This window comes from Plantibacter sp. AC185, assembly GCF_979258065.1.
The window spans coordinates 1,812,802-1,827,272 of sequence record NZ_OZ409831.1 but is presented as its reverse complement, the minus strand read 5'-3'; the positions used below and the strand labels follow the sequence as shown (position 1 = coordinate 1,827,272).

Annotated in this window: 15 protein-coding genes; 3 read left to right on the top strand and 12 right to left on the bottom strand. The window is 69.2% G+C overall.

From position 1 onward, the window contains the following. From ACZZZB_RS08725 to ACZZZB_RS08695, 7 genes are all read right to left on the bottom strand, one after another. Nucleotides 1–858 (bottom strand): hypothetical protein, encoded by an 858-nt coding sequence (locus ACZZZB_RS08725; protein WP_463529461.1) that lies wholly within the window; start codon nt 856–858, stop codon nt 1–3. A 3-nt stretch (nt 859–861) separates the two neighbouring features. Next, nucleotides 862–1,413: a TerD family protein gene (locus ACZZZB_RS08720; RefSeq protein WP_064295863.1), complete on the bottom strand. Its 552-nt coding sequence runs from the start codon at nt 1,411–1,413 to the stop codon at nt 862–864. Next, nucleotides 1,413–1,928, bottom strand: a complete 516-nt coding sequence (locus tag ACZZZB_RS08715; protein ID WP_463529460.1) for a hypothetical protein — start codon at nt 1,926–1,928, stop codon at nt 1,413–1,415. Before ACZZZB_RS08715 ends, ACZZZB_RS08720 begins: the two co-directional genes overlap by 1 nt. Nucleotides 1,929–1,982: 54 nt before the next feature. Further along, nucleotides 1,983–3,194, bottom strand: a complete 1,212-nt coding sequence (locus ACZZZB_RS08710; RefSeq protein WP_079704610.1) for a toxic anion resistance protein — start codon at nt 3,192–3,194, stop codon at nt 1,983–1,985. A 52-nt stretch (nt 3,195–3,246) separates the two neighbouring features. Beyond that, nucleotides 3,247–3,825, bottom strand: coding sequence for a TerD family protein (locus ACZZZB_RS08705; protein WP_463529459.1), 579 nt, complete (start codon nt 3,823–3,825; stop codon nt 3,247–3,249). 58 nt (nt 3,826–3,883) lie between these two features. Continuing rightward, nucleotides 3,884–4,474: a TerD family protein gene (locus ACZZZB_RS08700; RefSeq protein ID WP_138945985.1), complete on the bottom strand. Its 591-nt coding sequence runs from the start codon at nt 4,472–4,474 to the stop codon at nt 3,884–3,886. A 129-nt stretch (nt 4,475–4,603) separates the two neighbouring features. Further along, on the bottom strand, nt 4,604–5,827 hold the full coding sequence (locus ACZZZB_RS08695; RefSeq protein WP_079704613.1) for a TerC family protein: 1,224 nt from the start codon (nt 5,825–5,827) through the stop codon (nt 4,604–4,606). A gap of 122 nt (nt 5,828–5,949) precedes the next feature. Here ACZZZB_RS08695 and ACZZZB_RS08690 point away from each other — a divergent pair, with 122 nt between their 5' ends. After that, nucleotides 5,950–6,441: a MarR family winged helix-turn-helix transcriptional regulator gene (locus tag ACZZZB_RS08690; protein WP_463529458.1), complete on the top strand. Its 492-nt coding sequence runs from the start codon at nt 5,950–5,952 to the stop codon at nt 6,439–6,441. A 10-nt stretch (nt 6,442–6,451) separates the two neighbouring features. Here ACZZZB_RS08690 and ACZZZB_RS08685 read toward each other — a convergent pair whose 3' ends face one another. Both ACZZZB_RS08685 and ACZZZB_RS08680 read right to left on the bottom strand, forming a co-directional pair. After that, nucleotides 6,452–6,949 (bottom strand): GtrA family protein, encoded by a 498-nt coding sequence (locus tag ACZZZB_RS08685; protein ID WP_159876993.1) that lies wholly within the window; start codon nt 6,947–6,949, stop codon nt 6,452–6,454. Between the two features lie 4 nt (nt 6,950–6,953). Continuing rightward, nucleotides 6,954–8,474 (bottom strand): glycosyltransferase family 39 protein, encoded by a 1,521-nt coding sequence (locus ACZZZB_RS08680; protein WP_463529457.1) that lies wholly within the window; start codon nt 8,472–8,474, stop codon nt 6,954–6,956. A 207-nt stretch (nt 8,475–8,681) separates the two neighbouring features. Here ACZZZB_RS08680 and ACZZZB_RS08675 point away from each other — a divergent pair, with 207 nt between their 5' ends. Next, nucleotides 8,682–9,335 carry a hypothetical protein gene (locus ACZZZB_RS08675; protein ID WP_463529456.1) on the top strand — a complete coding sequence of 218 codons (654 nt, stop codon included), beginning with the start codon at nt 8,682–8,684 and terminating at the stop codon, nt 9,333–9,335. A gap of 1,018 nt (nt 9,336–10,353) precedes the next feature. Here the strand turns inward: ACZZZB_RS08675 and ACZZZB_RS08670 are convergent. The 3 genes from ACZZZB_RS08670 to ACZZZB_RS08660 form a co-directional block, all read right to left on the bottom strand. Beyond that, entirely contained in the window at nt 10,354–11,625 is a 1,272-nt protein-coding gene (locus tag ACZZZB_RS08670) for an HNH endonuclease signature motif containing protein (protein ID WP_229939333.1), read from the bottom strand. A gap of 272 nt (nt 11,626–11,897) precedes the next feature. Further along, complete coding sequence (locus tag ACZZZB_RS08665) at nt 11,898–12,071, bottom strand: CsbD family protein (protein WP_086472763.1); 174 nt, start codon at nt 12,069–12,071, stop codon at nt 11,898–11,900. Nucleotides 12,072–12,270: 199 nt separating this feature from the next. Further along, a complete protein-coding gene (locus ACZZZB_RS08660; RefSeq protein ID WP_137242670.1) occupies nt 12,271–12,999 on the bottom strand; it encodes a VIT1/CCC1 transporter family protein in 729 nt (242 codons plus the stop codon). A gap of 160 nt (nt 13,000–13,159) precedes the next feature. Here ACZZZB_RS08660 and nhaA point away from each other — a divergent pair, with 160 nt between their 5' ends. Next, complete coding sequence (nhaA, locus tag ACZZZB_RS08655; RefSeq protein WP_463529455.1) at nt 13,160–14,461, top strand: Na+/H+ antiporter NhaA; 1,302 nt, start codon at nt 13,160–13,162, stop codon at nt 14,459–14,461. The last annotated feature ends 10 nt before the right edge of the window (nt 14,462–14,471 follow it).

The following is a 14,471-nucleotide window of genomic DNA, read 5'->3' as shown; positions in this document are numbered from 1 at the left end:
TCATCGTCTCCGGGGTTCGCGGGCGACGACGTACGGCGTCGGCTCGAAGCCGAACTGCTGCAGGAGCGTCTGGAGGGGGATCTCGGCGGGAAGGGGTTCGAGGCGGAGTTCGAGTCTCGACCCGATGCGCAGCAGCGAGACGACCGGCGGTGCGCCGGTGTCGTCAGCCGCGGCGAAGCTCTCGCCGTCGAAGAGCTGGACCGTCAGCGGACGACCGGCTGCGCCGACGAACAGCGCTCGCCGGATGAGGTGCACGTGACGGAGTGCGAGGATCGCGTCGCCGCCGTCGAAGCCGAGCAGCGGCCGGTTGCCGGGCGTCGTCACGGGCGTGCCGTCGACACCGTCGGCGGTCGCGACGCCCGTCACGAGTTCGACGGCCTCCCACACGATCGCCGTCGCTCCGCCGACGATGAGGCTGCCGATCGCGGACTGACGAGGGTCGAGCCGGACCAGCGGGGTCTCGTCGTCGAGGACGCGGACCTCCTCGGCCGTCGGGGCGGGGAAGGGCTGTGGGGTGCTGGGCGTCGACGGGGGCGGCGACGCCGCGTTCACCGAGGGGGTCACCACGGCGGGCGTCGAGGGCCCGCCAAGCGTGAGTCCCGTCGACGGTGCCGACGGTGCCGACGGTGCCGACGGCGCTGTCGATGCCGCCGGGGCAGGGGGTGCGGCGGCGGGCGTCGACGGCCCGCCGAGCGTGAGTCCCGTCGACGGTGCTGCCGACGCGGCGGGCGCTGCGGGGGCAGGTGCCGCCGGGGCGCCCGCCACCGGCTCGACCTGCGCCACCGGCTCCGGCCTCGGCTTCACCCGACGACGGAGGTAGTCGATGTCCCGTCGCACCGGGGAGGTGTTGAGCGGCACGGCTCAGAGGTCGATTCTGAAGTCGCGCGCCACGCCGGCGAGACCACCGGCGTACCCCTGCCCGAGGGCACGGAACTTCCAGTCCGAGCGGTGCCGGTACAGCTCGGCGAGGAGCAGCGCCTGGCTGCTGCGGACCTCGGCGATCGGCACGTCGAAGCGCACGAGCTCCCGACCGTCGGGCGTGGCGACGCGGACGAACGCCGAGCGCACGGGCGAGAAGTCGCCGGGACCGCGGACGTCGGGGTCGATGTAGAGCAGGAAGGCGATCTTCGACACGGCATCCGGCACGCGCGACAGCTCGACGTCGATCTCCTCGTCGTCGGCCTCGGACGAGAAGGTGACCGCGCCGTCCTGGCTCTCGACCTGGTTGAAGAACACGAGGTGGTCGTCGGACAGCGCCTTGCCGTCGTCGCCGCACATGATCGCCAGCGGCACGGGTTCGCTCTGCGGCCCACGGCTCGCGATGACGTCCCAGCCGAACCCGATGAGCACGGCGTCGAGACCGGGGTTCTCGGCGGTGAGCGCGGCGTTCGCGCCCGCGATCAGCGACGCCATCAGTGCGCACCCAGCACGAGACCGGCGTCGGGCTCCTGGAACTTGTCGGAGAGGAACCGACCGTGCGTCGAGAGTTCGGCGATCGCGCCGATGCGGATCTGGTTGAGGAGGTCGCGGATGGTCTCCTCGATGAGCTCCAGCTGACGGGCGAAGACGATCGTGCTGCGGGAGTCGTCGGTGCGGTCCGCGGCCGGCAGCGCGAGGAAGGAGCGCAGCGGGCTCGGGAGGTAGTCCGTCACCATCGCGGCGAGGAGCACGCGCTGCTCGGTCGACGCACCCTGGTCGGCGATCGTCGCGACGACGAGGCGCAACTGGTCGTCGATCTGTCGGAGCTGCGAGGTGAGCAGCGTGGGCAGGTCGCGCCCCACGGAGCGCACCGAGTTGCGGAGTTCGTCGAGGTGCCGGGCCGTCTGCTCGTCCTCGGTCTCACCGACGGGTGCCGGCGTGGCGTCGACGACGCCGAGCGGCTCGGCCCCGCCGGTCCGCAGTGCGTTCAGCAGTCGTCCGAATGCCATCCCTCGTCCCCTTCGTCCTCAGCGACCCGTGCGCCCGGTCACCCGAGCGTGAGGCTACCGCAGTTCGCGCTGCTCGGCCTGACGGCTGCGCTCGAGGTACGGCTTCGCCTTCTCGAGGCCCGACTCGAGCGCGTTGACGGTGCCCTCCATGTTCTTGGCGGCTTCGGCACGGAAGGTGTCGATCGCGTCCATGGTCTGGAAGACGTTGTCGAACGCGCGCTGCAGGGTCTCGACGCTGACGCCCGCGGTGGAGGCCTGCTGGTGGATGCGCGTGGTCTGGTCCTTCAGCATCTCGCTCGTCTGCAGGATCATGTTGTTCGTCGTGGTGTTGATCGCGTCGATCTGGTCGAGGACCATCTTCTGGTTCGCGAGGGCCTGCGCGACGACGACGGCGGTCCGCAGGGCGGCGATCGTCGTGGTGCGAGCGCGGTCGACACCCTTGATGAGCTCGAGGTTGTTCTTGCGGATGAGGTCCATCGCGAGGTAGCCCTGCACCGAGACGGCGAGCTGCGTGAGGATGTCCTGGTGGCGCTGGCGGACGGGGAAGAGGACGTCGGCCTCGAGCTTCTGGGCCTCCTCGATGCGTCCGGAGGAGCGGGCTTCGTCGATCTTGGCGACGCAGGCGGCGTCGAGGGCCTTCGCGAAGACGGCGTACTCGCTGAGCGCCTGCATCGTCTCCCAGAGCTGGACCTTCTCGCCGGCGAGGGCGGCGTTGTCCTTCAGGAGCTCGTCCTGGCCGGCCATGAGCGACTTGATGATCTTGTCGAGCTGGGTCTGCGCGGACTCGTACTTCTGGAAGTACTTGGCGAGTTTGTTGCCGCCCGGGATGAACCCGAGGATCTTGCGGCCGACGCCGAGGTCCGCCTGGTTCGGCGTGAGGTCCTCGACGGTGCTGCGGAGGTCGCCGAGCGTGGTCGCGACCTTGATCTGCGCGCTGTCACCCGAACGCTTCGCGCCGGCGACCGAGGTCGACGAGCGGTCGAGCATGCGGGAGGAGTACCCGCTCGACTGCACCATCTCCTTGCCGCCGATCTGGGAGATGCCCTCGATCTTCTGCGTGAACTCGGGTGAGCGCGGGTCGAGCGTCGCGACCTCGGTCACGAAGGAGCGCGCCTGCTGCTGGATCTCCGTCTGGCGCTCCGCCGGGACCGGGACCATGCCCGGTGCCTCTTCGGCCTGCACGACGTCCGGTGCATCCGGAGCGTGCAGCACGAGGGAGGCTGCTGCCTGTTCGTTGGCGTCTGGCGGAGTGAGTGGCGTGCTCATGCGGTCGACCTTGCTCTCGTGTGTGGCTTGCTCGTGGTGGAGGCGTCGGTGCTCAGCCGAGCGGGACGCCGAAGTCGCCGGCGATGCCGGCGAGACCGGTGGTGTAGCCCTGGCCGACGGCCTTGAACTTCCACTCGGATCCGTTGCGGTAGAGCTCCGAGAACAGCATGGCGGTCTCGGGGGCGGCGTCCTCGCTGAGGTCGAAGCGGACGATCTCGGTGCCGTCCTGGTCGACGATGCGGCAGTACGCGCCGCGGACCTGGCCGAAGTTCTGGCGACGCTCGTCGGCCTTGTCGATCGACACGGCGATGATCACGCGCTCGACGTCTGCCCCGACCGCGTTCAGATCGACCGAGATCTGCTCGTCGTCGCCCTCGCCGTCGCCGGTGCGGTTGTCGCCGAGGTGCTTGACGGAGCCGTCCGCTGAGGCGGGCTGGTTGTAGAAGATGAAGTCGGCGGAGGAGCGCACCTTGCCGTTCGCGCCGACGAGCAGCGCCGAGGCGTCGAGGTCGAACGCCTCACCGCTCGTGGTGCGCGGGTCCCACCCGAGACCGATCGTCGCGACGGTCAGGCCGGGGCTGGTCTTCGTGAGCGAGAGGTTGTTGCCCTTTTCGAGGGTGAGTCCTGCCATGGTGATCGCTTCTCCTTCGGAACTGCGCTGTCGCGCGGGGGACTGCTGCGGGTGGTGCTCAGAGCGCCTGGGCGGCGGGGCCGAGGAGGTCCATGACGGAACGCCCGTTGGCGCGCTCGCCGATCGCCTTGAAGGTCCAGCCGTTGCCCTCGCGCGAGACCTTCGACATGATCATCGCGGTGTGCGGACCGGAGTCGGTGAGCTGGTAGCGGGCGACCTCGGGGGAGCCCGGGGTCGAGTCGTCGATGATCCGGCTGAAGGCGTTCTGCACGGTGTCGAAGGTCTGGCGGCTGTAGCTGCTGATCACGAAGACGATCTGCTGGACGGACGGGGCGACCTTCGAGAGGTCGACGAGGATCGTCTCGTCGTCGCCGTCGCCGGCACCCGTGAGGTTGTCGCCGGTGTGGCTGGCCGAGCCGTCCTTGCTCGCGAGCTGCTGGAACCAGATGGTGTCGAGCACCTTGCCGGTGGCGTCGAAGAAGATCGCTGAGGCGTCCAGGTCGATGTCGGGTGCGGACGAGCGGCCGAAGAAGCCGCGCTTCACCGGTGCGACGCCGTCCCAGCCGAGACCGAGGCGGATCCGCGTGAGCGAACCGCCGTCCTGCTTCGTCAGTGAGAGCGACTGGCCCTTTTCCAGACTCAGACCCATGGTTCCGTCTCCTAGATGCTTCATCGTGTTGCTGGTGGTGAGGTGTGGGACGTGCGCCCCCGGCCGAAGCTGGGAGCGCACGTCCACGTTATCGGTTCAGCCGGGCGAGCGCCCGGATTCCCGGTCCGTTCAGAGCAGGCCGCGTGAGTCGGAGCTCTTCGCCTGCAGCTCGTGGGCCCGGGCGAGCAGCCGCTGGAGCTCCTCGTCGTCGGCCGCCTTCGCCTGGTGCTTGGGCTTCAGGTTCGCGAACGACTTCTGGCGCTCGACCATGCGGGTGTAGCTCGTCTCGAGTTCGACCTCGTCCACGTGGTGGCCGTCCGGGATGTCCTCCGGGGAGTCGGCGTGGTCGACGATCTTCTTCGCCTGGGTGCGGGCGTCGCTGATGATCGTGTGCGCACGGCCGGCCGGGCTGAGGAGCGAGGCGAGGACCGTGACGGTCAGGATGCCGATGATGACGATGAGCGAAAGGCCCGTGCTGATCTCGAACACCGGGATGTGCTCGCCACCGTTGAGGAACGGCAGGGTGTTCTCGTGCAGCGCGTGCAGGACGAGCTTCACACCGATGAATCCGAGGATCGCCGCCAGACCGTAGCTCAGGAAGATGAGGCGGTCGAGTAGGCCGTCGATGAGGAAGTAGAGCTGACGGAGGCCGAGCAGCGAGAACGCCGTCGCGGTGAAGACGATGTACGGGTTCTGCGTGAGGCCGAAGATCGCGGGGATCGAGTCGAGCGCGAAGAGCAGGTCGGTGCCGCCGATGGCGACCATGACGAGCAGCATCGGCGTGAGGACCTTCTTGCCGTTCTCGATGGTGACGAGCTTGTCGCCGTCGTAGCGGTCGGTCGTCTTGAAGAGACGCTTGGCGAGACGGATGACGAAGTTGTTCGCGTCGTCGCTCTCCTCTTCCGGGCGGAGGAGCTTGATCGCCGTGAAGATGAGGAACGCGCCGAAGATGTAGAACAGCCAGGACCAGGCGTTGACCGCGGCGGCACCGAGGAAGATGAAGCCGGTGCGGGCGATGAGGGCGAAGACGATGCCGAAGAGGAGCACCTTCTGCTGGTCGGCCCGCGGCACGCGGAAGCTCGACATGATGATGAGGAAGACGAAGAGGTTGTCGACCGACAGGGCCTTCTCCGTGATGTAGCCGGCGAAGTACTCGGATCCGAGTGTGCCGCCGCCGAAGAAGAGGACGCCGAGGCCGAAGACGATGGCGATACCGACGTAGAGGGCCGACCACTTCGCGGCTTCCGGCAGCGTCGGCTCATGGGCCTTGCGCACGTGGAAGATGAAGTCGAAGGCGAGGAGGGCCAGAATGCCGACGATCGTCAGCAGCCAGACGTATCCGGGGATTTCCATGGGCTGTGTTCTCCGCAGCGCTCGAGGTGGGGGACGGTTGATGTTTAGTTGGTGCCGTCCCACTATATAGTTGGTATGGTCGAACCAACACCCGAATGCACGTATTCAGAAAGAATTCAGCTATGAGCGATGACGTCGACCCCGCCGAGGCGGGAGCCGTCATCCAGGCGTCCCTCGCGACGGTGCTCCGCTGGTCCACCAGGGCCGACAATCGGCGTTCGCTGCACGACGCCGAGGGTGCCGCCCTCACCGCCACGGACGCGTGGCTCCTCGAATACGTCATCACTGCCGGACCGATCCGCATGTCCACGGTCGCGGGCTGGATGGACGTCGACAAGTCGACCGCGACGGCCGAGGTGCGTCGCCTCGAGAAGGGTGGTCTCGTCGTCCGGGCGACGGATCCGAGTGATCGCCGCGCGGTGCTCGTGAGCGCGACGGAGGAGGGACGGACCGCCCTCGAACGACACCGGCAGGCGGCGCAGCAGGTCTACAACACCCTCGTCGGCAAGTGGAGCGAGCGCGATCGAGCGGAACTCGCCCGGTTGCTCTCGCGGTTCGTCGACGAGTTCTCCTGGGTCAGCGACGCCGTCTCGCAGCACAACGCGAGTCGCTGACTGGACGGCCTCACGGGTCGACGCGCACTGGGATCGGCCCCGTCCGCTCCGCCCGCGGTCCGTACACCCAGAAGCGGTAGAGCACGAAGCGGAACGCGGAACCGAGGGCCAGCCCGACGATGTTCGCCGACACGTTGTCCGCCAGCGGCGTCGTCAGGTGCATCGCGTCGTGGGAGACCCAGAGGCAGGCCAGGGCGATCGCGCCGCCCGCGAGACTCACCAGACCGAATTCGAGCGCTTCGCGGGCGACGTCCGAGCGCCGATGCGCGCGGAAGGTGAGGAGCCGGTTGCCCACCCAGTTGGCCACGATGGCGAGTGTCGTCGAGATGCCCTTCGCCACGAGCAGCCCGGAGGTGCCGGTGTGGAGGAACACGGTGTACGCGAGGAGGTTGAAGACCCCGACGTCGACGAGGAAGCCGGCGCCGCCGACGAGGCCGAAGGTGGCGACCTCGCGGACGATCGGTCGCCGGAGCAGTGCGCGCGGATCGGGAAGGGCTCGGATCACCATCGCGTCACGACCTGACCAGCTCGAAGACGATGCTGCGGTGGACGGGGATCCGCTGCTCGACGTGGTAGCCGAGCGCCTCCAGATCCGCCACGTTCGGAGAGGTGCTCGAGCCCTCGACGACCCAGACCGTGTCGTGGCCGATGAGCCGGTCGTGGATCTCGGACAGCGGCGCGGCCAGGTCCCAGAGCTCTGGGCGGTCACGGTAGCTCGTCTCGAGCGCGACGTCGTCGAGGCCGGCGAAGGCCTGCGGGTAGAGGTCGATCGCGAGCCGCGACTTGCGCGAGGGCTTCACCGACTGGTCGAAGACGACCGCGTCGCCCGGCGAGGCATGGGCCTGGACGACCTCGGCGGTCTGCCGGAGGTCGCTGCCGTCGTCCTTCGCGAACGGGCCGCGCTGTTCCGCGAGGACCGGGGTGGCGAGCGCCAGCACGAGCGCGACACCGATCGCGGTCGCCACCGCGCGGTCCACCCGCTTCGGCAGGAGGTCGACGATCGCCCGGAGTCCGAGCGCCATCATGATGGCGACGGCCGGGACGCAGAAGGTGACGTAGCGGAGGTTGTACATCGGCGTCACGAGGGTGTTGCCGATGATGAGCAGCGCGGTCGGTGCGAGCGCCCAGACGGCGATCATCGCCAGGGCGCGACGCTGTCGGGAGGATCGGCGGACCACGAGGACCCCGATGGGAGCGAGCACGATCAGCAGCCACGCGACCACGGCGAAGGCCGGCGTCTGGAACCACTGGCCGACGAGCACCGATTCCGGCGTCGCGTAGTCCCGCCTGCCGAGGAACGCGATCTGCTCGCGCTGCGCGATGCCCGCGATCACGATCGGAGCGCCGAGGACCAGTGCGCCGACCAGGGACCAGCCCCACGCTCGCATCACTCGCCGCCCTGGGCGTTGGAGCACCATCCACGTGGCGTGCACGAGGAGGAGCATCGCGAGGTACAGGAACAGGTACATCGAGGCGGCGCTCGCGATGGCGAAGAGTGCCCAGCTGCGGCGTGATGTGGACCGACGACGCACGAGCGACACGAACCAGACCGTCAGCCACACGACCGCGGCCATGCCCAGCGCATAGGAGCGCGTCTCGGCGCCCATCCTGGTGACCTGGGGGATGACGGCGAACACGAGGCCCGCCGTGATGCCGATCGCCGGGGTGAAGATGGACCGTGCGAGCACGACCGTGCCGGCCGCGGCCAGACCGACGCCGATCGCGCTCGGGAACCGCGTGACGGCCTCGGCGGTCCCGAAGGCACCGGTCCAGACGTGCAGGAACGCGTAGTACAGGCCGTGGACGGCGTCGATGTGGCCGATCATCCCGAACATGACGGGGAGGGGGCGTTCGGCGGCGAGGACGCTCGCCGCCTCGTCACCCCAGTACGACGGCGTCCCGATGCCGATGAGGGAGACGACGGTGGCGAACAGGCCGACGACCCATGGAGCGGCGCGGCCGCCGAGGAGGGTGTGGAGGGCGTCCCACCGACGGCGCGAGGGCGCGGTCGGCACGGTGATCGTCGCAGTCATGGGTTCCCCTCGGACGCGACAACCTGGCGCGTCGTCTCATCGTCCGCCGCTCGGATGAACGCCAGCAGAGAGATTCCTGTGAGGGGGTGGGGGATCCCGCCCGGACCCGACGGCAGGTGGTGGGCCGCCCCGGTGGGGAGTTGTCCCCATCGCGTGGCGGTGGCGCGCGGGACAGACTGCTGGAGTCCGCCGCCGAAAGGAATCCCGATGCAGCTCTCCCGCGTCACCGCCCTGATCACCCTCCCCGTTGCAGCCATGCTCGTGCTGGCCGGGTGCTCCACGCCGTCGGCCCCCGACGCGAAGCCGACTGAGAAGCCTTCGTCGTCCGCGACGTCGAAGCCGACCTCGACCGGGTCGGCGGACGGCGAGGTCACCGAGCCTGGCGCGCAGGTCGGGATCGACGAGCCGATCGTCTACGAGTCGCAGGGCACCGACGGCGTCACCGCGCTCATCAGCGCGAAGCTGACTGAGGTCACCCCCGCGACGGCCGACCAGGTCGCGTTCCTCAAGACGCAGTTCGACGGCGGGGAACTCGACGGCTACGACATCACGCTCATCCGGCTCGAGATGACCAAGGTGTCGGGCGACCCGGTGGCGTTCAACAGCGACGCGACCTCCTTCTCGCCCGTCGACGCCGATGGCGAGAAGGTCCAGGAGGCCACGCTCATCGGGTGGGACGAGTGCGGATCCGAGTCGTTCACCGAGGAGTTCGACGGTGGCACGCCGATCACGCAGTGCTACGTCGCGGCGGCTCCCGCCGGTGGCAAGGCTCCGGCCGGCCTCATGTACGACGGCGGTTTCACCGACCCGAACCCCTACGACTCCTTCGACGGCGACCCGATCCTGCTCATCAAGGACTAGCTGTACTGCAGGCCTGAGTGCCCTTCGACAGGCTCAGGGACCGGAGCGTCGCGGGTGAACCTCTCCCGGTCACGGAGGTGGCGCAACCGGAGTGCCCTTCGACAGGCTCAGGGACCGAATCGTTCCGGGTACACCTGTCCCGGTCACTGAGCTTGTCGAAGTGCCCACGAGGATGCCGTTCGGCACGTCGTCGGGCTCTGGGACCGGAGCGCTTCCGGGCCCACGTCTCCCGGTCACCGAGGTGATGCGGCCCGAACTCCCCTTCGACAGGCTCAGGGACCGGAGCGTCGCGGGTGAACCTCTCCCGGTCACGGAGGTGGCGCAACCGGAGTGCCCTTCGACAGGCTCAGGGACCGAATCGTTCCGGGTACACCTGTCCCGGTCACTGAGCTTGTCGAAGTGCCCACGAGGATGCCGTTCGGCACGTCGTCGGGCTCTGGGACCGGAGCGCTTCCGGGCCCACGTCTCCCGGTCACCGAGGTGATGCGGCCCGAACTCCCCTTCGACAGGCTCAGGGACCGGAGCGTCGCGGGTGAACCTCTCCCGGTCACGGAGGTGGCGCAACCGGAGTGCCCTTCGACAGGCTCAGGGACCGAATCGTTCCGGGTACACCTGTCCCGGTCACTGAGCTTGTCGAAGTGCCCACGAGGATGCCGTTCGGCACGTCGTCGGGCTCTGGGACCGGAGCGCTTCCGGGCCCACGTCTCCCGGTCACCGAGGTGATGCGGCCCGAACTCCCCTTCGACAGGCTCAGGGACCGGAGCGTCGCGGGTGAACCTCTCCCGGTCACGGAGGTGGCGCAACCGGAGTGCCCTTCGACAGGCTCAGGGACCGGAGCGTCGCGGGTGAACCTCTCCCGGTCACGGAGGTGGCGCAACCGGAGTGCCCTTCGACAGGCTCAGGGACCGAATCGTTCCGGGTACACCTCCCCCGGTCACTGAGCTTGTCGAAGTGCCCATGAGGAACCCTTCGACACGTCGACAGGCTCAGCGCGGCGCAGCTCAGGGGCCGGCGGGGGTCAGAACGGCGCGGGATCCGGTTCGGTCCGGTGGCGTTTCCCATCGGGCGTTGTCCAGTCGAGTACCCCGCCGGGTCCGTGGTCGAGGTTCCATCCGGGCAGATGCTTCATCCGGTGGTGATGTCGGCAGAGACAGGCGAGGTTCCCGACATCTGTCGTCCCGCCGTCCTCCCAGGCGACCGAATGATCAAGGTCGCAGGCTCTGGCGCGCCTGCCGCAACCGGGTGCACGACAGGTGCCGTCCCGAAGCCGCACCGCGCGTTGCAGGTCGGCCGGAACTCGGTACTGATTCCGCCCGACGGAGAGCAACGCGCCGGTCTCGGGCTGGACGAGGATCCGGGTGAAGCTGGGTGCGTTCACCGCGATACGGGCTGCGGTCTCCGGGTCGATCGGACCATAGCCATCGAGCATGCCGGGTGCGTCGGAGACGCCGGCCATCGTGAGCGCCGGGACGGTGATCTGCACGGTCGGCTTGATGTGCTCCTGGACCTCGATCGGGTGCGGCAGGACTGGGCTGGTCATGATGTCGTCGGGTGTGACGCCGGTGAGCGCGAGCGCCGCAAGGGCGTCAGCCTGCAGCTGAGCGCACGTGCGGGTGTCACCCGCTGAGCGGGAGTCGGTGGCTGCTGCTTCGACGCGCTCGATGATGCCTTGCGCGATGGGCGCGGTGGTGAACAGGTGCACCCATGCCATGCCGTCGGCGGCCGGCTCGAACTCGACGCGGCGGTCGGCCTCGGAGCGGACCGCGCGTGCGGTGATCGACTCGGGGTGGAGTCGCTCGCGCAGCACTCGGGCGCGGCCCTTGAGCCTGGCGGCGGTCATGCGCTCCGCCACGGGGAGGACTGCTTCGAGGAACGCGGCCCGGCCCGCGGGTGGGACGTCGCAGAGCTGGTCGGTGATCACCTGTGCGTGCCGCGCCGAGATGCGGCCCGCTTCGAGCGACGCCAGCACGGCCGGTGCGTCGTTCACGAGACGTTCGGCGTCGTTGGTCGCACGCTGGATCGTCCGTTCCGGCGTTCGCGTCGCCATCGCAAGGGCCGCGCAAGTGGAGCGGCGGGAGAGGTCCTGCCGTTCGGCCGGCGGGAAGATCGCCGGGACCGTGGCGTCGGCGAACGCGTCCGCATAGGCGGCGGAGCGGGCCAGGAGGCGCGCTTTGCGGGCGTCGAGGACGGCTTGTTGCCGGTGGAGCTCTGCCCATTCGTCCGAGAACTCCGCGAGCTGCGCGGCGTACTCGTCGCCGACGCGGATCGCGGTGAGGGTGGTCTCGGTCATGGAACCAGTCCACCATGGACCACTGACATTCCAGATGCTGAGTCGGGACGGCTGTGGAAGTTGCTCGTGGGCCCTTCGACAGGCTCAGGGAGCGGAGGAGGCATGCCGGACTCGTGGGGTTCACCCGTGGGCCCTTCGACAGGCTCAGGGACCGGGGGAGGTCCACCGGGTTGGCGGGGTTTCTCCGGGGGCGGTGAGCCGAGTCGGCCCCCCCGCAGACAGACGAACGCCGGTGACCCGAGCGGGGCACCGGCGTTCGTGTGATCGGGAGGTCAGTTCTTGAACGCGTCCTTCACGTTCTCACCGGCCTGCTTCACGTCGGACTTGGCCTGGTCGGCCTTGCCCTCCGCGACGAGCTTGTCGTTGTCGGTCGCCTTGCCGACGGCCTCTTTGGCCTTGCCCGCGAGGTCTTCGGCGGCGTTCTTGATCTTGTCTGCTGCGCTCATATGGTGCTCCTCACATGTTCTTCGGGCTGTCGATCCGCACTGATCGAATCCGACAGGGCGACCTGGTGGACGCCCTTCACTTCTACACCCGGGAGCTCCACGTCCGGGCGGGGCTCCAGCAGACTCCCAGAGAACTCCCCGGACCGCTGCACCAGCACACCCGTCGTCGGTTCGTCCCCGACAGCCAGGACCCTGGCCATCAGACCACGCCGCTCGTGCCGAGCAGGGTGCCGATGGCGAAGGTGACGGCGAGGGCGAGCGCTCCACCGACCACGACCCTGACGGTCGGGCGGAGCGCGGGGTTGCCGCCGATCCTCGCGCTCGTGAAGCCGGTGAGCGCCAGCGCGATGAGCACGACGACGAAGGTGATCGGGACGCGCACCTCGGGTGGCGGCAGCAGGATCGCGAGCAGGGGGAGCAGCGCCCCGATCGTGAAGGCGAGCGCCGACGCGCCGGCGGCCGCCCACGGGCTGACGACCGCGTCCTCGGTGATGCCGAGTTCGGCCTCGAGGTGTGCCGTGAGCGGGTCGTGCGCGGTCAGCTCCTCGGCGACCCGCCTCGCGGTCGTCGGCTGGAGCCCCTTCGCCTCGTAGATCCCGGCGAGTTCCGCGAGCTCCGCCTCGGGGTCGTCGGAGAGCTCCCGCCGCTCCTTCGCGATGAGGGCCCGCTGGCTGTCCCGCTGGCTGCTCACCGACACGTACTCGCCGAGGGCCATGGAGATCGCGCCACCGACGAGCCCCGCGACACCCGCTGCGAGGAGCGGGGCGCTGTCGGTCGTGGCACCGGCGACTCCGACGACGAGGGACGCGACGGAGACGATGCCGTCGTTCGCGCCGAGCACACCCGCACGGAGCCAGTTCAAGCGGCCCGCGAGGTCACCGCGGTGCGGTTCGTCCGGGTGGCCGCCGGTCGGTGGTGAGGAGCTCATGGATGCATCCAAGCACTGCGCAGGCCGCCTGCGCACGGTTCCCGGCCGATCCCCCACCCGATCGCCTAGAATGGAGGCTGGTGCGCCGGGAAGTCTGGTCGGCGGGCGATCGATCGAGATCGCTCTGCTGCTCGACCGAACCCTCACCCGAAGGATCCGCATGCCCGACGCGCACCGCTCCCACGACCTGCCGGCCGACCAGGCCCCGCACTCGATCTGGCGAGGCATCCACCAGACGCTCCAACAGGACACCGTCGGTGGTGCCCTCCTCGTCGTCGCCACCGCACTCGCGCTCGTGCTCGCCAACACCGGCGCCTCCGAGTTCTACCTGAGCGTCCGGGACTTCACCTTCGGTCCGGAGGCGCTCCATCTGAACCTCTCCGTCGGTGCCTGGGCGGCCGACGGGCTCCTCGCGATCTTCTTCTTCGTCGTCGGCTTGGAGCTCAAGGAGGAGTTCGTCGCCGGCAAGCTCCGGAACCCCAAGACCGCCGCGCTCCCCATCGCCGCTGCGGTCGGCGGCGTGGCCGTGCCCGCCGTCATCTACGTCCTCGTGAACCTGAGCGCCGGGCCCGACGCGCTGCAGGGATGGGCGATCCCGGCCGCCACGGACATCGCGTTCGCCGTCGCCGTGATCGCGGTGGTCGGCACGTTCCTGCCGCCGGCACTGCGGACCTTCCTGCTCACGCTCGCCGTGGTGGACGACCTCATCGCCATCAGCATCATCGCGATCTTCTACACCGACCACATCGAGTTCCTGCCGCTGGCGCTCGCCGCGGTGCCGCTCGCCGTCTTCGCCGTACTCGTCCAGCGTGGCGTCCGGGCCTGGTGGGTGCTCATCCCGCTCGGTCTGTGCACCTGGGCGCTCATCCATGCCTCCGGGATCCATGCGACCGTCGCCGGCGTGCTGCTCGGCTTCATGGTGCCCGTCTTCTCGACCAAGCGCGCCCGCGTTCAGGTGGGGACCACCGCCGAGGGGCGCCCGGTCTACGACGGCCTCGCGGCGCACTTCGCCGATCGCTGGAGCGTCGTCTCCACGGCGGTCGCCGTCCCGATCTTCGCGTTCTTCTCCGCGGGCGTGGTCATCGGCGGGATATCCGGGCTCGTCGAGTCCTTCCAGGACACCATCGCGCTCGGCATCATCGCCGGGCTCGTCCTCGGCAAGCCGATCGGCATCCTCGTGACGACGTTCCTCGTCACCCGTCTGCCCGGCCTCGGCCTCGACCCGTCGATCCGTTGGGTCGACCTCGTCGGGATGGCGTTCGTCGCGGGCATCGGGTTCACGGTGTCGCTGCTCGTCGGTGAGTTGTCCTTCGGCGTCGGCAGTGCGTCCGACGACCACGTCAAGGTGGGCGTGCTCGCAGGGTCGCTCATCGCCGCCACCATCGGTGCCGCGATCCTCGCCGCCCGCAACCGCGTCTACCGGCGGGCGGTCACGGCTGGATCCGAGCAAGCGCCGAGGTAGGTGCGGGCAT